Below are 20,084 nucleotides of genomic sequence, written 5' to 3' on the forward strand. Positions count from 1 at the left end.
GATGCTGGACGCGGCTCAGGGCGGAGCTAGATGCCGTCCGCAGTCCGCACCGTGGGCGGTTTCGCGGGCCGGCGCAGCATCGCCACCACCGGCTCCACGAACCTGGCTGCGAGCGGGCCCGTCACGGCCATGATCAGCACGTAGGCGGTGGCCAGGGCCGCGAGCTCCTGGGGCACCACGCCGGAGGCGACAGCCAGGCCGGCAATGACGATCGAAAATTCCCCGCGGGCGATCAGCGCGGCGCCGGCCCGGAACTGCCCGGGCCGGCCGATCCCGGCCCGCCTCGCCGCCCAGATCCCCGTGATCATCTTGGTGGCGGCAGTGACGAGGGCCAGCAGCAGGGCCCAGCCCAGCACGGGCGGAATGGTGGAGGGGTCTGTGTTGAGGCCGAAGACCACGAAGAAGATCGCAGCGAAAAGATCCCGCAACGGCTCCAGGATCCTGGTGGCGCTGTGCGCAGTGGCCCCCGAAATGGCAATGCCGAGCATAAAGGCCCCCACCGCCGCGGACACCTGCATGGCCGCGGCCAGTCCGGCCACGAGCAGCGCAGCTCCGAGCAGGTTGAGCAGGAACACCTCGGAGTTCTCGCTGTGCACGGCCTTCGACACGTGGTGCCCGTGCCGCAGTGCCACCAGCAGCACGACGGTGACGACGGCCAGCGAGATCCCGACGGTCTGCAGCCCCACAACGAAACTGACGCCGGCCAGGGTCGCGGTCAGGATCGGCAGGTAGACCGCCATGGCCAGGTCCTCGAACACCAGGATCGAGAGCACCACCGGAGTCTCGCGGTTGCCGATCCGGCCCAGGTCCGTGATCACCTTCGCCGCGATCCCCGAGGACGAAATATAGGTGACTCCGCCCATCACCATCGCTCCCACGACTCCCCAGCCGAGCAGGACCGCCAGCAGGGCGCCCGGCGCGAAGTTCAGGACGAGGTCCAGGACCCCGGCCTGCCAGGAGCGGCGCATTCCCGTGACCAGCTCGGCCGCCGTATATTCCAATCCGAGCATAAGCAGGAGAAGGATGACGCCGATCTCGCTCGAGAGATGCGCGAACTCGTGCATACCTTCAAGTTTCACGATCCCGCCGGCACCGAAGAACAGCCCTCCGACGAGGTACAGCGGGATAGGGGACATGCCGATCCGCCCCGCCAGCCTCGCCAGCAAGCCGAGGCAAAAGACGACGGCCCCGAGTTCAATCAGGGTCAGTGCAAGCGGATCCATGCCGTCAGCCGTTGCGCAGGATGCCGGCTGCTGTGTCGAGGCCTTCTTGCGTTCCTACTGCCACGAGGAGATCGCCGCGTTGCATGATGACGTCCGGTCCCGGCGAGGGGAGTACTTCGCCCTCGCGCATGATGGCCACTATCGAGGCGCCACTCCTGGTCCGGATGCGGGCCTTGCCCATCGGGTGGCCGCGGAAGGGGGAATCGGGGCCGATGGAGAACTGCCGGGTGACGATCCCCGGGACCTCGCGGTGGGCCTCGGAAAGCTGCATGGCCAGCCGCTGGCCGCCCAGCAGGTTCCCCAGCGCCGCGGCTTCATCGGCGGTCAGGGGGATGGACGCCTGGCAGGTGTCCGGGTCGTCCCACGTGGAGACGATCAGCTCGGTTTGGCCTTCGCGGTATTCCACGACGCCGATCCGCCGCCCGGAGGCGGTCATGAAATCCTTGCGCCGGCCCAGCCCCGGCAGTTCCGTCTCATCCACGTTCATGCCTCCAGCCTAGTGCGCCGGACGGCTTTCCGGGCAGCCTCAGGCCGCGGGGACCACCGCGATGTCGGTCTTGTCCGGTGCCTTGACCGGGAGCAGGAGCAACAGCCCGGCCAGCAGCACCACCATGATGCCGAGGATGCCCCAGCGCTGGGCCTCGCCGGGCCCGACCAGCGGGGCGGCGACGGCGATGCACAGCGTGAAGAGTGCGGGGGCCAGGAAGCTGACGGCCCGGCCGGTGGTGGCATAGAGCCCGAACAGCTCGCCGGACTCGCCGTGCGGGGCGAGCCGGGCCAGATAAGCCCGCGACGAGGACTGCGCCGGCCCCACAAAGAGGCACAGGAACAGGCCGAAGATCCAGAACGTGGTGGTGCCGGCCCAGTCCATGCCGAAGAAGGAATGGCTCGCGTTGCCAAGCACGAGAATCATCGAGCCGGCGATCAGCAGGCCCACCAGCGACCCGGTGATGACCGATTTCGGCCCGATCCGGTCGTCGAGGAAGCCGCCCAGGATGGCTCCCACCGCGGCGACGACGTTCCCGAAGATCGCGAAGAAGATGACGTCCTTGAGTTCGAAGCCGAACGTGCCGGCGGCGATGATGCCGCCAAAGGTGAACACCGCGGCCAGCCCGTCCCGGAACACGGCACTGGCGAGCAGGAAGTAGATGGTGTGCGGGCTGGTCCGGTAGATCGCTTTGATCCGCCGCACCAGCAGGCCGTACGACGCCAGGAATCCCAGACCGGCGCCCTGCTTCGTCCTGGGAAGCTCCGGCACGGCGAACAGCACTGGCAACGCGAAGATGAAGAACCACAGGGCCGAGAACACCGCGACCAGGCGGATGTTCAGGCCGTTTTCCGTCGAGGCGCCGAACCAGTCGAAGCTGGGCTGGACGAAGAGCTGGAGCACAAGCAATAGCGCTGCGATCCCGCCGAGGTACCCCATGCCCCAGCCGAAGCCGCTGACCTTGCCGATGTTCTCCGGGGTGGAGATCTGGGCGAGCATGGCGTTGTAGTTCACGCCGGCGAACTCGAAGAACACATTGGCCAGCGCTATCAGCGTCACGCCGAGCAGCAGGAACTCCGGACGCGGGAAGACGAAGAAGCACAGGGCGGTCAGGAGCGCCACCGCGGCAGTGTTGACCCCCAGCCAGAGCTTGCGGCGTCCGCCGGTGTCCGAGCGCTGCCCGGTGACAGGGGCCAGCAGCGCGATGGCGGCACCGGCGATGGCCAGTGCGCCGCCCAGGACCGCGGAGGCCTGGTCCTCGCCGCCGAAGGCATTGGAGGTCAGGTACACCGTAAAGACGAACGTTGTCATGACCGCGTTGAAGGCAGCCGAGCCCCAGTCCCACGCTGCCCACGCGAGAATGCGGCCCTTGTGGGTGACCTGGCTTCCGGATTCCAGTTCCGAGGCGGGACGCATGGCCTCGGGGGCAGCAGCGGAGTTCATAGCGTGAATAGTATCCGCAGGGCGCCAAGGTCTCGGCGCACCGAGCGAAAAGAATTTGTCCACGCTTGGTAAACTGTCCGGACTGAACCTAACGAATGCCCCGCCTGCTCCAACTTCTTGACAATCGAATTCCAGACGTTGCGGAGATACCAGTGATCACAGTCCTTGCCGTGCACTTTGCGGTGGCTGCTGTGACGCCATTTCTCTTCCGGAAGTTCGGCCGGAATTCGTTTTACGCCCTCGCGGCGGTACCCGCTGGCTCCTTCCTCTGGCTGCTCCTGCAGCACGGCGCCGTCTACTCCGGCGCCGGAGCAGCCCAGGGCGGCGGTGGTGCCGGCCCGGGCCTTGCCGAGGTCCTGCCCTGGATCCCCGAGCTGAAAATTGAGCTTGCCTTCCGGATGGACGCCCTGGCCTGGATTATGTCCCTGCTCGTCCTTGGCGTGGGGGCGCTGGTCCTGGTCTATTGCGCACGGTACTTCAAGGACAAGGACGACTACCTCGGCGGATTCGGTGCCCAGCTGCTGGCCTTCGCCGGGGTGATGTTCGGCCTGGTGACGGCAGATGACCTGCTCCTGCTGTTCATCTTCTGGGAACTGACCACAGTCCTGTCCTACCTGCTGATCGGCTACGCCCGGACCAGGCTCTCAGCGCGGCGTTCCGCCTTGCAGGCCCTGATCGTGACCACCGCCGGCGGCCTGGCCATGCTGGTGGGCCTGATCATCCTCGGCTTTAACGCCAGGACCTACCGGATCTCGACGCTCCTCGAGCTGGCGCCCGGCCTCGTCACCGGGCCCGCCGCGGGAGCCGTGGGCGCCGCCGTCGTGCTCATTCTGATCGGTGCGATCACCAAATCGGCGCTGGTCCCGTTCCACTTCTGGCTCCCCGGCGCCATGGCGGCCCCCACCCCGGTGAGCGCCTACCTGCACGCCGCGGCGATGGTGAAGGCCGGCATATACCTCGTGGCGCGGCTGGCGCCAGGATTCGCGGACACCGCGTTCTGGTTGCCGGTGGTCCTCGGCCTCGGCCTAGCCACGATGCTGGTCGGCGGTTACCGGGCGCTGCGGCAGACGGATATCAAGCTCATCCTGGCCTACGGGACGGTCAGCCAGCTCGGCTTCCTGACCATGGTGGTGGGCCTCGGCAAACCCGATGCGGCGCTGGCCGGCCTGGCCCTGCTCCTCGCCCACGGACTGTTCAAGGCCACCCTCTTCCTGGTGGTGGGGATCATCGACCACCAGGCCGGAACGCGTGACATCCGCAAGCTCTCGGGCGTCTACCGTTCCTCCCGCGGCCTCGCCATCGTGGCCGCCGTCGGCGCCGCATCGATGGCCGGCATCCCGCCGCTGGCCGGCTTCGTCGCGAAGGAATCGGTCTTCGAAGCCTTCGTCCACTACAGCACCGACCCCACCGCCGGCCCGTGGGGACTGGTGATCCTGATCGGCCTGGTCCTGGGCTCCATCCTGACGTTCGCCTACAGTGCACGGTTCATGTGGGGCGCCTTCGCCGTCAAAACCGGCGTCGAAACCACCCCGTTCAAACCGATCAAGCCGGCCTTCCTGGCCGCCCCCGCCATCCTGAGCCTCCTGACCATCGTCTACGGGCTGTGGCCGGCCCCTGTCGACGGCTGGATCCAGCCCTACGCGGCGCTGTTCGTGCCCGACGGCGAGGACGCGGCGGACGCCGCCGGACACCTGGCGCTGTGGCACGGCTTGACCCCGGGCCTGGGACTGACCGCCATCACCTTCGCCCTCGGCCTGGCCATGTTCTACGGCCGCAACGCAGTCTCCCGGCTCCAGGGGCTGGTCCCCGGCTGGATCGACGGCGACCGCAGCTACCAGCTGACCATCGGTGCGCTCGACGACGTCGCGGTTTGGATCACCGGCCGGACCCAGCGCGGCTCGCTGTACTTCTATTTGACCGTCATCCTCGCCGTGGCGTTCGTCCTGCCGCTCACCGCGCTGGTGCTGGCCAACAAACCGCTGCCGCAGGACCTCTACTTCATTGATCCCAATTCCCCGCTGCAGATCGTCGTGGGTGCCGGAATTGTGATCGGAGCGCTGGCAGCGGTACGCGCCAACAAGCGCTTCCTGGCCGTGCTGATGGTGTCCGTCACCGGTTACGGCATTGCCCTGATGTTCGCGCTGCAGGGCGCCCCGGACCTCGCGCTGACCCAGATGCTGGTGGAATCCATCATCCTGGTGGCCTTCGTCCTGGCCATGCGCAGCCTCCCGGCCGAACTGCGCGACCGGACCGGCGGGAAGTACCGGGTGGTGCGTGTGATCATCGGCGCCGCCTTCGGCGTCACCATGGTGTTTGTCGCCATCTACGCCCTGGGCGCCCGGGTGGCCACTCCCGTGTCGCTCGAGTTCCCCAAGCTGGCCTACGAGGGCGGCGGCGGATTGAACATTGTGAACGTGACCCTGGTGGACATCCGGGCCTGGGACACTTTCGGGGAGATCGCGGTGCTGGCCCTGGCGGCCACCGGCGTCGCCAGCCTGATCTTCGTCCGGGGCCGCGGCGAGGGGATCCGGGCCTCCTCCACCGTGGCCGAGGGGACCGTCGGACGCCGAAACACCGGTGCCGGCCGCGGGAACACCCGTGACGATGCCACACTGGCCATGAGCCGCCGGTTCGCCGCCTCCAGCCGGGACGCCTGGCTCGTGGCCGGCCGGACCATGGCGCCGGAACGCCGTTCCATCATTTTCGAAGTCGTCACACGGCTGGTCTTCCACTCCATCATCGTCTTCTCCATCTACCTGCTGCTGGCGGGCCACAACTTCCCCGGCGGCGGCTTCGCCGGCGGCCTCACTGCCGGGCTGGCGCTCACCGTCCGCTACCTCGCCGGCGGCCGGTTCGAGCTGCGCGAAGCCACCCCGATCAGCGCCGGCACCCTGCTGGGCATCGGCCTGGCCACCGCGGCCGCCTCGGGTCTGGTGCCGCTGCTGCTGGGCGGCCAGGTGTTCCAGAGTGCCATTATCGAGTTCTGGCTGCCGGTCTTCGGCGACATCAAATTCGTCACCTCCACGATCTTCGACATCGGCGTGTACATAGTCGTCGTCGGCCTGGTGCTGGACGTGCTGCGCAGCCTCGGCGCCGAAATCGACGAACACTTCGAGGAACACCCGGCGGTACAGGCCGGCGGGCAGGCCGACGGGCAGGATACTGCCGGGGTTCCCGCCGAGACCACAGCCAGGGGGAAAGTATGAGCGTCAACCTGACCCTGCTGACGGTCATGGGTGCCCTCTACGCGTGCGGCATCTACCTGATCCTGGAACGCAGCCTGACACGGGTCCTGCTGGGCCTGATGCTTCTCGCGAACGCCACCAACCTGCTGATCCTCGCCACCGGCGGCTACGCCGGCCTGGCGCCGTTGTACAGCAAGGACACCGCCGCCGGGGAGTACAACGATCCGCTGCCGCAGGCCCTGATCCTCACCTCGATCGTGATTTCTTTCGCGGTGACGGCGTTTATGCTCGGCATCATCTACCGGACCTGGGTGCTGGCCCGGGAGGATGAGATCCAGGACGACGCCGAGGACCGCCGCGTCGCGAAAACTCCCAGCTTCGACGTCGAGGACGACTCCGTGATCCCGGTGGAGACCTCCGAGTTCCCGCTGACCATGATCGGCTCCGACGGCCGATCCGTGTCTGACGTTCCCGACGGCGCCGAGGCCACGGTCAAGGTCGCCGACCGCAAGCTGGACGCCGGGGAAGCGGCCTCGGAAGAACAGCCCGGATCCCTGAATGTTGCCCCACCCAAGGAAGGAGGCGGACAGTGAACATTGCCAGTTTCGCCCCGCTCGCCGTCCTCCTTCCCATCCTCGGCGCTGCCCTGACCTTCCTGCTGATCCGGCACTCACGGGCTCAACGGACCGTGAGCATTGCGCTGCTCTCCCTGACGCTGCTGCTGGAGTGCTGGCTGCTGGCCTCCGTCTGGGACGGCGGAACGTCGGCGGTCAACCTCGGCGGCTGGCTCCCGCCGTGGGGCATCGTGATGGTGGTGGACCAGTTCTCCTCGCTGATGCTGGTGGTCTCCTCCTCCGTGAGCCTCGCCGTGCTGATCTACGCCACCGGGCAGGGCATGGCCGACGGCGACCGGGACGCGCCGGTGTCGATCTTCCACCCCACCTACCTGATCCTGGTGGCCGGGGTGTCCAACGCCTTCCTCTCCGGGGACCTGTTCAACCTGTATGTCGGGTTCGAGATCCTCCTGACCGCCAGCTACGTGCTGATGACCCTCGGCGGGACCGGGCCGCGGATCCGGGCCGGCGTGACCTACGTGGTGGTCTCCGTGGTGTCCTCTGTGCTCTTCCTGATCGCGATCGCGATGATCTATGGGGCCACCGGCACCATCAACATGGCCGACCTCGCCGTCAAACTCGCCGACCTGGACCAGGGCACGCAGAACCTGCTGCACGTGATGCTGCTGGTGGCGTTCGGCATCAAAGCGGCCGTGTTCCCGCTGTCCTTCTGGCTCCCGGACTCCTACCCGACGGCACCCGCCCCGGTCACGGCGGTGTTCGCCGGCCTGCTCACCAAGGTGGGCGTCTACGCGATCGTCCGCACCGAAACACTGCTGTTCCCGGGCGACACGTTCAATACCCCGCTGATGGTCGCGGCCCTGCTGACCATGATCGTGGGGATCCTGGGCGCCCTGGCCCAGAGCGACATCAAACGTCTCCTGTCCTTCACCCTGGTCAGCCACATCGGCTACATGGTGTTCGGCCTCGCGATGTCCTCGGTGGCCGGGCTGGGCGCCGCCGTCTTCTACGTGGCGCACCACATCACCATCCAGACCAGCCTGTTCCTGGTGACCGGCCTGATTGAACGCCGCGGCGGCAGTTCCTCGATGGACCGCGTCGCCGGGCTCGCGAAGCTGTCCCCGGTGCTGGCGGTGCTGTTCTTCGTCCCGGCCATGAACCTGGCCGGCATCCCGCCGTTCTCCGGCTTCCTGGGCAAGCTGGGGCTGCTGCAGGCCGGTGTCCAGCTGGGAACCCCGCTGGCTTACGCCCTCGTGATCGGCGGGGTGCTGACCAGCCTGCTGACCCTGCTGGCCATCGCCCGCGTCTGGAACCGCGCCTTCTGGCGCAAGCCCGAGGACGCCGAACACCCCGATCCGGTGCTGCTGTCCGCCCCCGAGGATTCGGCCACGGGGGACCGGGCCGGCAAGACCAACGTCACCCTGTTGCCGCGGACCATGGTGGGCTCCACTCTGGGCCTGGTCATCTTCGGCGTCGGGCTGACCGTTTTCGCCGGTCCGCTGTACAAGGTGGCGGACCAGTCCGCCGTGGACATGCTGGACCGGACCTCGTACATCCAGGCGGTCCTCGGCGAGGAAACCCAGGTGCCCGCGATCGCCCAGCCCGAGCCGCCGGTGGTGTCCAAATGAGCCGGAAACGGATCTCGCTGCGGCAGGAACTCCCGCTGCTGGTATGGCTCGTGATTGTCTGGGGTGCCCTCTGGCGGGACTTCAGCCCCGGGAACCTGCTCTTCGGCGCCCTCATCGCCGTCCTGGTGGCCCGGCTGTTCTACCTGCCGCCGGTGGAACTCGGCGGGCGCTTCAACGTGCTCCGGGCGGTTCCGTTCGCCCTGATGTTCCTGGCGAAAGTGGCGGCAGCGAGCTTCCAGGTCCTGTATCTGGCCGTGGCCAAAGGCCCCAAGGTGATCAGCGCCGTCGTCGCCGTCCCGCTCCGGAGCCACTCCGACCTGCTGGTCACCGCGACCGGCCACATCACCGCGCTGATCCCCGGCTCGCTGGTGGTGGAGGTGGACCGCTCCACGTCCACGCTCTATATCCACGGCATCAACATCCGCAACGCCGCAGACGTCGCGCAGCTGCGCAGGCACGTTCGCGACACGGAGGCCGGACTGATCAGGATCATGGGAACCAAAGCCGAACTGTCCGCGCTCAACCGGGAGGTGGCGCCATGATGCAGCTGGTCCTGACCGTCACCGCCGTGGTGCTTTCCCTGGCCGCCGGAGGCGCAATTATCCGGATCGCGCGGGGCCCGTCACTGCTGGACCGGGTGCTCGCCGCGGACGTGCTGCTGGCCATCGTGGGCGCCGCCTTGTGCATCGACATGGCTGCGAACCGGCACCTGAACAACCTCATGCTGCTGGTGGCGGTGTCCCTCATCGGGTTCGTCGGCTCCGTCACGGTCGCCCGCTTCGTTGCCGACCGTCGGGAGAAGACCCGTGAATCCTGAGACATTTTCTGCCGATACCGTGATTGACGCCGTCTCGGCGGTCTTTATGGTGATCGGCGCCCTGATGTCCCTCGCCGCGGCGGTGGGCCTGCTCCGCTTCCCGGACCTCATGACCCGCATGCACGCAGCCACCAAGCCGCAGGTGCTGGGGCTGTTCCTGCTGCTCTTCGCGCTGGGCCTGCAAATGCGCACCTGGTGGGTGTGGCCGGTGCTGGTGGTGGCGTGGATCTTCCAGCTGCTCACCGTGCCGGTGTCCGCGCATATGGTCGGACGGGCCGGTTACCGGACAAAGCACCTGCACCCGGAGCTGCTCAGCACGGACGAACTGGAGGCAGTGGTGCAGCAGGCGGCCGGCAAACGCGGTTTTACCGACGACGACGGCGGCGCGGCCACCGACGGGCGCTGAGGGCTAGACGACGCGCCTTAAACCAGGTCCTGGGACTTGGCGAAGCGCGTAATCGCGCGCTGGGTGCCGCGGTTGGCGAGGACCTGGATGATCGCGCTGACAGACGCCGAGATCAGCGCGAAGGTCAGGGCTGACCGAAGCGTGGTGGGCACGTCGTCGTCGTGGCCCTTGGGCGGCTTGTTGCCCGTGGATTTCTCCCAGACGGTGTCAACGAGCTTGGTGCCGACAAAGCCGGCGAGCAGGCTGATGCCGGTGCCGAGCAGCTTGATGAAGATGTTCATTCTTCGGACTCCTTGTGGGAGGAAACAGGGCTTCCCCTAGCCTAGCGTTCCTGGCCAGGCGGTTCAGCCAGGGACGCGGGACCGCCGCCGGGGGCCGGGACCAACGCCCCTGTCGGGCGGGTCGGGCCCGGACCTACCTTCAAACATGGACCAGCCCAAAACCCGGCCGCGTGGCCACCCCGCGCCTCAGGCCACCCCATCGTCCGACGGCCAGACCTGGCGGCGGCTCTATTTCTGGGCCGGCATCTCCTCGGTGCTTTTCGTGGCGCTGCTGATTCTCGCCCTGGTCCTGGACTTCGCCGCCCCGCCGCCGGTCCACGGAGGCGCCGAGACGCTGGAATTCATCGCGCGGAACAAGGGGATCTACGTCGCCGAACAGCTGTTGTGGATCGTGCCGAACGTCCTGCCGGTGCTGGTGTTCGTGGCGCTTTTCCTGGCCCTGGCCCCACTCGATAAGAGCCTGGCCCTGCTGGCCGCCGTGACCGGTGCCCTGTCGTGGGGGCTGATCCTCGCCGTCCCGGTCACCAGCAGGGGCTCCCTGGTGCTCGCCTACCTCAGCGATCGATACGCGGCCGCGCCCGACGACGCCGCCAGGCTCCGCTACGCGACCGCCGCCGAGGCCATCGTGGCCGAGAACAACACCCCCGCCGCCGTCGGCGTTCTGTCGGCGCTCGGCATCCTGCTGATCTCCGTCGTCATGCTGAAGGGTGTGCTGCCACGGGCCCTCGCGTGGCTGGGGATCGTCACCGGCGGACTGGGCAGCATTGCGGAGGCGCTCCGGCACGCGGTGCCGGAGTCCTACTGGGGTTACGGGGTGCTGATGTGGGTCTGGTTCGTGGCGGTAGGGGTTGCGCTGATCCGGCTGGCGGCGCTGACACCCCGGGGCAGGGGCAGGAGCAGCAGGCTAGCCTGACGTCCCGGAGCGGCCGAGGATTTCCGACAAGGCTTCGACCACGAGGTCGTGATCGGCTTTCTGCGGCAACCCCGACACTGTGACCGTGGCGACCATACCGGTTCCGCGCAGATAGATGGGGAAAGCACCACCATGCGCGGCGAACTCCATCTCGTCGAACCAGTCGTTGTCCTCGATCCTCCGCCCGGCCGCCCGGGCCCGAAGACCGACCAGCAGCGACGGGACTTCGTACCGCACGGCAGTACGCTGTTTGGCCCGGATCCAGCGCTCGTTGTCCGGAGTGGCGCCCTCCAGTGCCGCGTGGAAAAGCACCTGCTCACCCTTGGTGATGTCGATGGCGATCGGATGGGAGCGCTGCCGGCCAAGTTCAACCAGGAGAAGTCCGAGGTCCAGGGCGTCGTCTTTGCTGAATGACCGGAACTGCAACTCATCCATTTCGGCCAGGATGCGGCCGATGAGCGCCGCCAGGGATCCGTGCGGCTGCGGTTCTGCCGAGTCCGGGTCGTAGCCGGGGGAAGACACTGATGAGTTGGTCAAATGATTCAGCTTCCGTTGGTTAGCCGCCGTTGGTGGCCTGCGGACCGCGGCGTCCGGAGTTCCGATGCTGTGCCGACTCTACCAAGCCGGCCGTTGCCGGTCACCGGGGCCGAAGCCGGCGGATTGTGACGGACGGCCCCGGAAAACAACCCGCCACGGGTGTAAACTGGGCCACGCCCACAAGGGCGATATTTACATACGACAGGGGAGCGCCGCCGTCGGGCATCACCGGAGGAATCCGGGGAACCACAGGTGGGCGCTGAGAGTGCGGACAGCCGCAGACCCTCGAACCTGATCCGGTTAGTACCGGCGCAAGGGAGTCGAGTTCTCAGAGTGCGCGGGGCGGCGGCGGAAGCTGCGGGACCCGGGTCACTCTCCCCTCCTGTTCCTCAGGAGGACGATATGACTGACACATCAGCCAAGCACGAACCCGCCGGGCACGAACCTGCCGGGCACGAATCTGCCACCACGCCCGCCCGACGCAGCCATAACTGGCGTGTGGTGGACATTGTGGTGGCCGCGTTGATCGCGGTGGCCGGCGGCGTGATTTTCTGGGCCTGGTCCCAGGGCGCCAACCTCATTTCCGCCCCCGTGAACGCGTTCTACCCGCCGCTCACCGGGCTTTACGCCGGCGGCTGGATGATCCCCGCGGTGCTGGGCATGCTCATCATCCGCAAACCGGGCGCCGCGCTGTTCTGCGAAGCCGTGGCCGCCACCGGCGAGCTGATCATGGGCTCGCAGTACGGCACCACGGTGCTCATCTCCGGCCTGTTGCAGGGCCTTGGCGCCGAACTGGTCTTCGCCGCCTTTATGTACAGGAAGTTCAACCTGCCGGTGTCCCTGCTGGCCGGTGCCGGGGCGGGCCTGTTCTGCGGTCTGAACGATTCATTCATGCCCTGGGGCTGGAACATCGCCTACGCCGGCGGCGACAAGCTCGCGTACATCATTTTCACTGCCATCTCCGGCGCCGTGATCGCCGGCGGGCTGTCCTGGCTCGCCACCCGCGGCCTGGCCAGGACCGGGGTGCTGAGTTCCTTTGCCTCCCGCAAGGCAGCCGCGGAGCCGGTCTTCTCCTGACGTCCGCACACTGATCATGACAACCTCCGATACAGTCCGCCCGGCCGCAATCACCGCCCGTGGCTGGGGCTGGCGGCACGCCGGCCGGTCCCGGCCCGCCGTCAGCGGCCTGGACCTGGACATCCGGCCCGGGGAGCGCGTGCTGCTGCTGGGACCCTCGGGTGCCGGCAAATCCACGCTGCTCCACGCCCTGGCCGGTGTGCTCGGTGACAGCGCCGCGGGCAGCACTGAGCGCGCGCCTGCCGCGGCGGCGGACCCCGAGGACGCGGACGAGGCCGGCAGCCTGCTGATCGACGGCGCCCCGCCGCGGGCCCGGCGCGGCCGGGCCGGGCTGATGCAGCAGGACCCGGAGACCCAGGTGGTGCTCTCGCGCCTCGGCGACGATGTCGCCTTCGGCGCGGAAAACCTCTCCGTGCCCCCGGCGGATATCTGGTCACGGGTAGCGGAAGCGCTGGACGACGTCGGGCTGGGACGGCTGCCGCTGGACCACCCGACGTCTGCGCTTTCCGGCGGGCAGAAGCAGCGCCTGGCGCTCGCCGGCATCCTGGCGATGCGCCCCGGGCTGATCCTGCTCGACGAACCGACCGCCAACCTGGATCCTGCCGGCGTCCTGGAAGTCCGCGACGCCGTCGGCCGCTGCCTGGAGAAGACCGGAGCCACCCTGGTGGTGGTGGAGCACCGGGTTTCGGTCTGGAAGGACCTTGTGGACCGGATTGTGGTGCTGCAGCCGGGATCGGCCACTGACTCCGCCGTGTTGATCGACGGGCCGCCGGACCAGGTCCTGGCGCAGGCACGGGACATGCTTACCGCGGCGGGCGTCTGGGTGCCGGGCTACGTGCCGCCGACCCGGGCGCGCGGCGGTGCGCGGGATGCCGGCGCGTCCGGCGCGCCGGGAGGGAACGCAGCCGGCGCCAGCACCGCGGGGCGGCTCCTGCTGGCCGCGGAAAGCCTGGCCGTGTCGCGCGAACGGCCGCGCCGGGCCGGTCTCCGCGGCGGTTTCCGGCCCATCCCGCCGAAACCCGTGCAGTCCGGCATCACGGCCCAGGTCCGGGCCGGGGAGGCCCTGACCATCACCGGCCCCAACGGCTCCGGGAAGTCCACCTTCGCCCTCACGCTCGCCGGCCTGCTCGCGCCCGTGTCCGGCACGGTTTCTGCCACGCTGGATCTCAGCGCCGGTGCCGGGATCGATCCGTACCGGTGGAAGGCGCAGCAGCTGATCGCCAGGATCGGCACCGTGTTCCAGGAACCCGAGCACCAGTTCGTCACCGGGCGGGTGCTCGATGAGCTGATGTTTGGGCCCCGGCATCTGGGCCGCGGCGAGGAACGCGTGGACGAACTGCTGGAGCGGCTGCGGCTCACGGAGCTGGTGGACGCCAACCCCTACACGCTCTCGGGCGGCGAAAAACGGCGCCTGTCGGTAGCCACCATCCTCGCCGCCCATCCGCAGGTGCTCGTCCTGGACGAACCCACCTTCGGCCAGGACGCCAACACCTGGGCGGAACTGGCTTCCTTCCTCTCCGAGCTGCTCGACGACGGCACCGCCGTCGTGTCCGTGACGCACGATGCCGAATTCAGCGAGGTCCTGGGCGGCACCGAGCTGAGCCTCCGGGCCCCCGAACACCAGGAACCCGGGAAGGTCGCCGCGCCATGAGGCAGGAACTGATGCTGCGCGGCAACCATGCCCTGCTGACCCGCGCCAACCCGCTGGCAAAGTTCGCCGCCGTGATGCTCATCACGATGGTGCTGGCGCTGTCCATCGACTGGGTGTCCGCCTCGGTGGCCCTGGCCTTCGAGCTGGCGATCCTTCCGCTGGCCGGGCTGACTCTCGGCCTGCTCTGGCAGCGCGGCTGGCCGCTGATCCTGGCCGCCGCACTGGGCGGCTGGAGCACCACGATCCTGGCGCCGGACAGCGGGAGCATCCTGTTGGACGCCAGGATCTGGTCTATCAGCGAAGGATCCCTTGAGCTCGGGCTGGGGTTCATGCTCCGCGGCCTGGCCATTGCCCTGCCGGCAGTGCTGCTGATGAGCTGCACGGACCCCACGGACCTGGCCGACGCCCTCGCGCAGAAGGCGAAGCTGCCGCACCGCTTCGTCCTCGGGACGCTGGCCGCGATGCGGCTCGTGGGGCTCATGGCCGAAGAATGGCAGACCATTGGCATGGCACGCCGTGCCCGCGGTGTGGGCTCCCACGGGAGTCCGCTGCAGCGGCTCCGCGCCACCCTGGGGCAGAGCTTCGGGCTGCTGGTGCAGGCTGTCCGGCGCGCCTCCCGGCTCGCGGTCACCATGGAGGCCCGGGGCTTCGGCGGCGCACACCGGACCTGGGCGCGGAAATCGACCTTCAGCGGGGTGGATGCCTGGGTGCTGCTGGGAGGGGTGCTGATGGCCGGCGCAGCCGTCGCCGCCTCGCTCGCGGCGGGGACCTGGAACATGGTCTTCCTCGCACGGCAGTAACGGCTGTTATCGCACGGCGCGGGTATTTCTGTGAGCTACACGGCATTTCGGCCGGAACCGCGGAGGAGAATAAATCATCCGTGATATTTTCTGGGAATGACTCAAGAGACTGCTGAAGAAGTCGGAGCCCTGCTCCGCGACGCCCGTGGCCAGAAAGGCTGGACCCAGGGGCAGCTCGCCGCCGAGCTGGGAACCAGCCAGAGCGCGGTTGCCCGCATGGAACAGGGCAAGCAGAACCTGAGCCTGAAAATGATCCAGCGGCTCGAGTCCATCTTCGGCCGGAGCATCGTCAAGGTGGGCCGGCCGGCCATGACGCACCTCCGGGTCGAGGGCGGCCGCACCCTCTCCGGCTCCGTCGACGTCAACAGCAGCAAGAACGCCGGCGTCGCCCTGCTCTGCGCCAGCCTGATCAACCGCGGCACCACCACCCTGCGGCGGCTCGCCCGGATCGAAGAGGTCAACCGGATCGTCGAGGTGCTGACCAGCATCGGCGTCGAATGCACCTGGCTCAACGCCAACGACCTGCAGATCCGCCGCCCGGCCGTGCTGGACCTCGACTCGATGGACGTCGAGGCGGCCCGCCGGACCCGCAGCGTCATCATGTTGCTGGGCCCGCTCCTGGACGAATCCAGCGAATACCGGCTGCCCTACGCCGGCGGCTGCGACCTCGGCACCCGCACCGTGCAGCCGCACATGCAGGCGCTGCGCCAGTTCGGCCTCAGCGTCGACGCCAGCGCCGGCTTCTACGCCGTGCAGGCGCCGCCGTCGGACGGGCACGACCGCTCTTTCGTGCTCAGCGAACGCGGCGACACCGTCACCGAAAACGCCATCATGGCCGCCGCGCACCGCAGCGGCACCACCGTGATCCGCAACGCCAGCCCCAACTACATGGTGCAGGATCTCTGCTTCTACCTGCAGATGCTCGGCGTCGGGATCGAGGGCGTGGGAACCACCACGCTGAAGATCGCCGGGGTGCCCGCCGTCGACGCCGACATCGAATACTTCCCGTCCGAGGACCCGATCGAGGCGATGAGCCTGATCACCGCGGGCATCGTCACGAACTCGGAAGTGACCATCCGGCGCGTCCCGATCGAATTCATGGAAATCGAACTCGCGACGCTGGAACAGATGGGCCAGCGGCTGGAGGTCTCCGGCGAGTACCTCGCCCGGAACGGGCGCACCCGGCTGGTGGACGTCACCACCAGGACCTCTGAACTGCGCGCCCCCGAGGACAAGATCCACCCCATGCCGTTCCCCGGGCTGAACATCGACAACCTGCCGTTCTTCGCGGTCATCGCCGCGAATGCCCAGGGCCAGACGATGATCCACGACTGGGTCTATGACAACCGGGCGATCTACCTGACCGAGCTGAACAAGCTCGGCGCCCAGGTGCAGCTGCTGGACCCGCACCGGATCTACGTCAACGGACCCACCAAATGGCGTGCGGCCGAGGTGGGCTGCCCGCCGGCACTCCGCCCCGCGGCCTGCCTGCTGCTGGCGATGCTGGCCGCCCGCGGCGTCTCGGAACTGCGCAACATTTACGTGATCGAGCGCGGCTACGAGGACCTGGCCGAGCGGCTCAACACCATCGGCGCGAAGATCGAGTACTTCCAAGACTGAACACCCCCAGCAACGCGGGGTCAGATCGCGCCCATTGGGAGGCCCTGCATGGGCGCGGAGTGACCTCGCGTTGTCCTAGAGCGTTTCGGCGGATCGTGTCGCACAATAGAGACATGCGCACCTTCGGCGTGGAGGAAGAACTGCTGATAGTCGACCCGGAAACGGGGATGCTGCTGGCCCTCGCCGACGTCATGCTGCCCAGCCTGGTCCCACCGAAGCAGGACGCCGGTCCGGTCGACCCGGCACGGCTGCATGACATCGGCGAGGGCACCGATTTCAGCTATGAACTCAAACTGGAGCAGATCGAAACCCAGACGCGGCCGTGCCTGGACTACACCGAACTGCTCCGGCAGCTCAACCAGGGCCGGGCCAACGCGGACCGCGCCGCCCGGGTGCACGGCGGCCGCGTCGCCGCCCTCGCCACCTCGCCGCACGGCTCCGCCACTCACCTGACGCCGAATCAGCGCTATCGGACCATGCAGCAGCGCTTCGGGCTCACGGTCCGGAACCAGCTGACCTGCGGCCTGCACGTCCACACCTTTGTGGAGTCGCCGGAGGAAGGCGTGGCCGTGATGGACCGGATCCGCGACAAGCTCGCCGTGCTGATCGCCCTCAGCGCGAACTCCCCGTACTGGAACGGCGCAGAGACAGGGTTCGAAAGCTACCGCACCCAGGCGTGGAACCGCTGGCCGGGGTCGGGTCCCACGATGATCTTCGGCAGCCTGCCGGTCTACCGGCGGCTGGTGACCCGGCTGGTGGAAAGCAACGTCCTGATGGACGAGGGAATGGTCTATTTCGACGCGCGGCTGTGCCGGAATCATCCGACCGTGGAGATCCGGGTCGCCGATGTCTGCCTGCGCGCCGAGGACGCGGCGCTGATCGCCGTGCTGGTGCGCGCGCTCGTGGAGTCGGCGTCCCGGGAATGGAACGACGGCGTCGATCCCGCCCCGGTGCCGACGCTGCTGTTGCGGATGGCGGCCTGGCAGGCCAGCAACTGCGGACTGCGCGGGCAGCTGCTGGACTTTGGGACCTTCACCCCGGCCCCGGCCGCGGAGGTGGTCCACGCACTGGTGGATTTCGTCGCACCGGTGCTGGCGGAACAGGGCGAGCTGGAGCTGGTGCGGGCGGGCGTCGGCCGGATCCTGGCGGAGGGCACCGGGTCGCAGCTGCAGCGGGAGCCTTACCACGCAGGCGGCCTGGCCGCTGTCGTCGAACGTGCGGTCGAGGTGACGACGCGGGGAACTGTCACCGGGGACCCTGTGGACGAGGACTCATCCCTGCGGTGGGTCCGCCGCGGCTGACCCACCGCGGGCCGGAACAGTCTTAGACCTGCTTGAGCGCCTGGCCGAGGTCGCGGGTCAGGTCCTCAAGGTCCTCAAGGCCCACTGAGAGGCGCACCACACCGTCACTGAGCCCGATCGCCGCCCGCCCCCCGGGCCCCATGGCGCGGTGCGTTGTGGTGGCCGGGTGGGTGATCAGGGACTTCGAATCGCCCAGGTTGTTGGAGATGTCGATAATCCGCAGCGCATCCAGCAGAGCGAACGCGGCCTCTTTCGCCGAACGACCGGCGGACGGGGAGAGTTCGAAGGTCAGAACGGTGCCGCCGGCTTTCATCTGCCGGGCAGCCAGATCGTACTGCGGATGGGACGGCAGCAGCGGGTACTTGACCCAGCTGACCGCGGGCTGCTGTTCCAGCCATTCGGCCAGCCGCAGCGCGGAGGCGGAGGAGTGGTTCACCCGCAGGGACATGGTCTCCAGCCCCTTGGTCAGCACCCAGGCGTTGAAGGCGGAGAGCGCCGGGCCGGTGTGGCGCATGAGCTGCTTGACCGGGCCCTCGATGAATTCCTTGGTGCCCAGGATCGCCCCGCCGAGCACCCGGCCCTGGCCGTCGATGTGTTTGGTTCCGGAATACACGATCACATCGGCGCCGAGCTCCCCGCAGCGCTGCAGCAGGGGGGTGGCGAAGACATTGTCCACGACGACCGTCGCCCCGGCGGCGTGCGCCAGCCCGCTCACGGCGGCGATGTCCACGATTTCCTGCATCGGGTTCGACGGCGACTCGAAGAAGACCGCCGTCGTGGGCTCCGACAGCGCCGACCGCCACTGCTCCAGGTCCGGGCCGTCCACGAAGACCGTCTCGACGCCCCAGCGGGGAAGGATTTCGTTGAGGATCACGAAGCAGGATCCGAACAGCGAACGGGCCGCGACCACCCGGTCGCCGGCGGCCAGCAGGGCGCCGAGGGCAGTGAAGACCGCGGACATGCCTGAGGCGGTCGCGAAGCAGGCCTCGGTGCCTTCGAGCAGCCGGAGCCGTTCCTGGAAAGTGGCCACCGAGGGGTTGCCGTAGCGGGAGTAAACGAAGCGCTCGTCCTCGCCGGTGAAGGCGCGCTCCGCGGCGGCTGCGGATTCGTAGACGAAGCCGGAGTTCAGGAAGACCGGTTCGGACGTTTCCTGGAAGCCGGTGCGGTCGAGTCCGCCGCGGACGGCCTGGGTGTCGGCGCTCCAGCCGGCGGCATCAGGGTTGAAGGTCACTTAGTGCTCTCCGAGGTTGGTGGGCAGGCCGCGGTTCTTCCAGCCGTTGACAGTCCGCTCGCCGTGGCGGTCCGGTTCGCCTTCGAAGCCCTCAAGAACGTTGTAGGAGACGAAACCGGCGTCCGTCGCGGCAATCGCCGCGGCAACGGACCGGGCGCCCGAACGGCAAAGGAAGACCAGCTCGGTGCCTTCGCCCCCGGGAGCCTGCAGTTTCAGCTGCTCAACGAACTGCGAATTGGGGATGCCGCCGGCCAGGTTCCACTGGATGAAGAGCGGGTCGTTCCGCTTGCTGCCCGCGGACGCGGTGTCGGGGATGCCGATGTGGGCCCATTCGCCCTCGGTGCGGACGTCCACCAGGATGGCGCCGTCCTCCAGCTTGGCCCAGGCCTCCTGCGGGCTGAGGTCCCCGGCGTAGCTCACGCGTGGCCCCCGCCGTCGAACTCAAGGTCATCCACGGCGTTGGCGACGGCGGCATCGGCGCTGGCGATCGCCGCCGGCAGCACGACGGCCTGCGCCACGATGACGCTGCTGCCGTTGAAGGTGGCGGTCGCGCTGCCGTGCAGCACGTAGCCCTCGGCGAGGGCGGCCGAGACGCGCTCGCAGAAGGCGCGGTCATCGGGGCCGGTGAACAGGCGGTAGGCCAGTTTTTCCTCGGCGGCACCGGGGACTGCGGGGGACGGGGCGGGTGCTGTCCCGGGGACAGCGGGGGCGGACGCGTCAGGCACGACGGATCTCCTTCTTTCTTTCACGCTTGCAGCTCGAATGGTCGATATGCCGAGTATTCACCTGAGGCACCCCGCCGCGAAAGGGAGGGTTGCCGACCGGCCAGTCAGGGCTTGGCGCCGGTTCTCATTACTCACCAAAAAACGTAACACCTGCGACGCCGGCCCGCACCGCCGCCGTCGTCAT

Annotated in this window: 20 protein-coding genes and 2 riboswitches; of the genes, 12 read left to right on the forward strand and 8 right to left on the reverse strand. The window is 68.2% G+C overall.

All coding sequences use genetic code 11. The features are described 5' to 3' along the window. Window positions 1-26 precede the first annotated feature (26 nt). Genes ABIB29_RS14825 through ABIB29_RS14835 form a run of 3 tightly spaced genes read right to left on the reverse strand, consistent with a single transcriptional unit; the run spans window position 27 to window position 3,153 of the window. On the reverse strand, window positions 27-1,223 hold the full coding sequence (locus tag ABIB29_RS14825) for a cation:proton antiporter (protein WP_354173569.1): 1,197 nt from the start codon (window positions 1,221-1,223) through the stop codon (window positions 27-29). Between the two features lie 4 nt (window positions 1,224-1,227). Further along, window positions 1,228-1,710, reverse strand: coding sequence for a cation:proton antiporter regulatory subunit (locus tag ABIB29_RS14830; protein ID WP_354173570.1), 483 nt, complete (start codon window positions 1,708-1,710; stop codon window positions 1,228-1,230). A gap of 39 nt (window positions 1,711-1,749) precedes the next feature. Continuing rightward, window positions 1,750-3,153, reverse strand: a complete 1,404-nt coding sequence (locus ABIB29_RS14835; RefSeq protein ID WP_354173571.1) for an MFS transporter — start codon at window positions 3,151-3,153, stop codon at window positions 1,750-1,752. Between the two features lie 152 nt (window positions 3,154-3,305). On the opposite strand from ABIB29_RS14835, the gene ABIB29_RS14840 reads away from it, so the two are divergent. The 6 genes from ABIB29_RS14840 to mnhG are packed head-to-tail and all read left to right on the forward strand — an operon-like array spanning window position 3,306 to window position 9,764. Then, entirely contained in the window at window positions 3,306-6,359 is a 3,054-nt protein-coding gene (locus tag ABIB29_RS14840; protein ID WP_354173572.1) for a Na+/H+ antiporter subunit A, read from the forward strand. Beyond that, the gene (locus tag ABIB29_RS14845) at window positions 6,356-6,931 is read left to right on the forward strand and encodes a Na(+)/H(+) antiporter subunit C (RefSeq protein ID WP_354173573.1); all 576 of its coding nucleotides are present in this window, start codon (window positions 6,356-6,358) and stop codon (window positions 6,929-6,931) included. Before ABIB29_RS14840 ends, ABIB29_RS14845 begins: the two co-directional genes overlap by 4 nt. Further along, window positions 6,928-8,541 (forward strand): Na+/H+ antiporter subunit D, encoded by a 1,614-nt coding sequence (locus ABIB29_RS14850; RefSeq protein ID WP_354173574.1) that lies wholly within the window; start codon window positions 6,928-6,930, stop codon window positions 8,539-8,541. The genes ABIB29_RS14845 and ABIB29_RS14850 overlap by 4 nt, the downstream gene beginning before the upstream one ends. Beyond that, a complete protein-coding gene (locus tag ABIB29_RS14855) occupies window positions 8,538-9,083 on the forward strand; it encodes a Na+/H+ antiporter subunit E (RefSeq protein WP_354173575.1) in 546 nt (181 codons plus the stop codon). The genes ABIB29_RS14850 and ABIB29_RS14855 overlap by 4 nt, the downstream gene beginning before the upstream one ends. Then, window positions 9,080-9,358 carry an MrpF/PhaF family protein gene (locus tag ABIB29_RS14860; protein ID WP_282380909.1) on the forward strand — a complete coding sequence of 93 codons (279 nt, stop codon included), beginning with the start codon at window positions 9,080-9,082 and terminating at the stop codon, window positions 9,356-9,358. The genes ABIB29_RS14855 and ABIB29_RS14860 overlap by 4 nt, the downstream gene beginning before the upstream one ends. Further along, window positions 9,348-9,764, forward strand: a complete 417-nt coding sequence (gene mnhG / locus ABIB29_RS14865; protein ID WP_354173576.1) for a monovalent cation/H(+) antiporter subunit G — start codon at window positions 9,348-9,350, stop codon at window positions 9,762-9,764. The genes ABIB29_RS14860 and mnhG overlap by 11 nt, the downstream gene beginning before the upstream one ends. A gap of 17 nt (window positions 9,765-9,781) precedes the next feature. Here the strand turns inward: mnhG and ABIB29_RS14870 are convergent, their stop codons facing one another. Then, a complete protein-coding gene (locus tag ABIB29_RS14870; protein ID WP_069949902.1) occupies window positions 9,782-10,045 on the reverse strand; it encodes a DUF4235 domain-containing protein in 264 nt (87 codons plus the stop codon). 145 nt (window positions 10,046-10,190) lie between these two features. Between ABIB29_RS14870 and ABIB29_RS14875 the strand changes: the two genes are divergently transcribed. Next, window positions 10,191-10,958 carry a DUF4386 family protein gene (locus ABIB29_RS14875; protein WP_354173577.1) on the forward strand — a complete coding sequence of 256 codons (768 nt, stop codon included), beginning with the start codon at window positions 10,191-10,193 and terminating at the stop codon, window positions 10,956-10,958. Here ABIB29_RS14875 and ABIB29_RS14880 read toward each other — a convergent pair. Further along, window positions 10,950-11,495, reverse strand: coding sequence for a heme-degrading domain-containing protein (locus tag ABIB29_RS14880; protein WP_354173578.1), 546 nt, complete (start codon window positions 11,493-11,495; stop codon window positions 10,950-10,952). The genes ABIB29_RS14875 and ABIB29_RS14880 overlap by 9 nt on opposite strands. A gap of 193 nt (window positions 11,496-11,688) precedes the next feature. After that, a riboswitch (TPP riboswitch) is annotated at window positions 11,689-11,831 on the forward strand. A gap of 66 nt (window positions 11,832-11,897) precedes the next feature. Here ABIB29_RS14880 and ABIB29_RS14885 point away from each other — a divergent pair. The 5 genes from ABIB29_RS14885 to ABIB29_RS14905 all read left to right on the forward strand — a co-directional run bounded on the left by ABIB29_RS14885 (window position 11,898) and on the right by ABIB29_RS14905 (window position 17,944). Continuing rightward, window positions 11,898-12,572: an ECF transporter S component gene (locus ABIB29_RS14885; RefSeq protein ID WP_354173579.1), complete on the forward strand. Its 675-nt coding sequence runs from the start codon at window positions 11,898-11,900 to the stop codon at window positions 12,570-12,572. 16 nt (window positions 12,573-12,588) lie between these two features. Then, entirely contained in the window at window positions 12,589-14,223 is a 1,635-nt protein-coding gene (locus tag ABIB29_RS14890) for an ABC transporter ATP-binding protein (RefSeq protein ID WP_354173580.1), read from the forward strand. Continuing rightward, a complete protein-coding gene (locus ABIB29_RS14895) occupies window positions 14,220-15,023 on the forward strand; it encodes an energy-coupling factor transporter transmembrane component T family protein (protein WP_354173581.1) in 804 nt (267 codons plus the stop codon). The genes ABIB29_RS14890 and ABIB29_RS14895 overlap by 4 nt, the downstream gene beginning before the upstream one ends. Before the next feature lie 96 nt (window positions 15,024-15,119). After that, window positions 15,120-16,643 carry a UDP-N-acetylglucosamine 1-carboxyvinyltransferase gene (locus tag ABIB29_RS14900; protein ID WP_354173582.1) on the forward strand — a complete coding sequence of 508 codons (1,524 nt, stop codon included), beginning with the start codon at window positions 15,120-15,122 and terminating at the stop codon, window positions 16,641-16,643. A gap of 113 nt (window positions 16,644-16,756) precedes the next feature. Further along, window positions 16,757-17,944 carry a glutamate--cysteine ligase 2 gene (locus ABIB29_RS14905; RefSeq protein ID WP_354173583.1) on the forward strand — a complete coding sequence of 396 codons (1,188 nt, stop codon included), beginning with the start codon at window positions 16,757-16,759 and terminating at the stop codon, window positions 17,942-17,944. A 22-nt stretch (window positions 17,945-17,966) separates the two neighbouring features. Here the strand turns inward: ABIB29_RS14905 and ABIB29_RS14910 are convergent, their stop codons facing one another. The 3 genes from ABIB29_RS14910 to ABIB29_RS14920 are packed head-to-tail and all read right to left on the reverse strand — an operon-like array spanning window position 17,967 to window position 19,819. Next, window positions 17,967-19,175: an O-succinylhomoserine sulfhydrylase gene (locus ABIB29_RS14910; RefSeq protein ID WP_354173584.1), complete on the reverse strand. Its 1,209-nt coding sequence runs from the start codon at window positions 19,173-19,175 to the stop codon at window positions 17,967-17,969. Next, window positions 19,176-19,595, reverse strand: a complete 420-nt coding sequence (locus ABIB29_RS14915; RefSeq protein WP_354173585.1) for a rhodanese-like domain-containing protein — start codon at window positions 19,593-19,595, stop codon at window positions 19,176-19,178. Continuing rightward, window positions 19,592-19,819 (reverse strand): DUF1737 domain-containing protein, encoded by a 228-nt coding sequence (locus ABIB29_RS14920; RefSeq protein ID WP_354173693.1) that lies wholly within the window; start codon window positions 19,817-19,819, stop codon window positions 19,592-19,594. Before ABIB29_RS14920 ends, ABIB29_RS14915 begins: the two co-directional genes overlap by 4 nt. Before the next feature lie 98 nt (window positions 19,820-19,917). Next, a riboswitch (SAM riboswitch) is annotated at window positions 19,918-20,032 on the reverse strand. Window positions 20,033-20,084: the final 52 nt, after the last annotated feature.

The organism is Arthrobacter sp. UYEF36 (genome assembly GCF_040547025.1).
GTDB lineage: Bacteria > Actinomycetota > Actinomycetes > Actinomycetales > Micrococcaceae > Arthrobacter.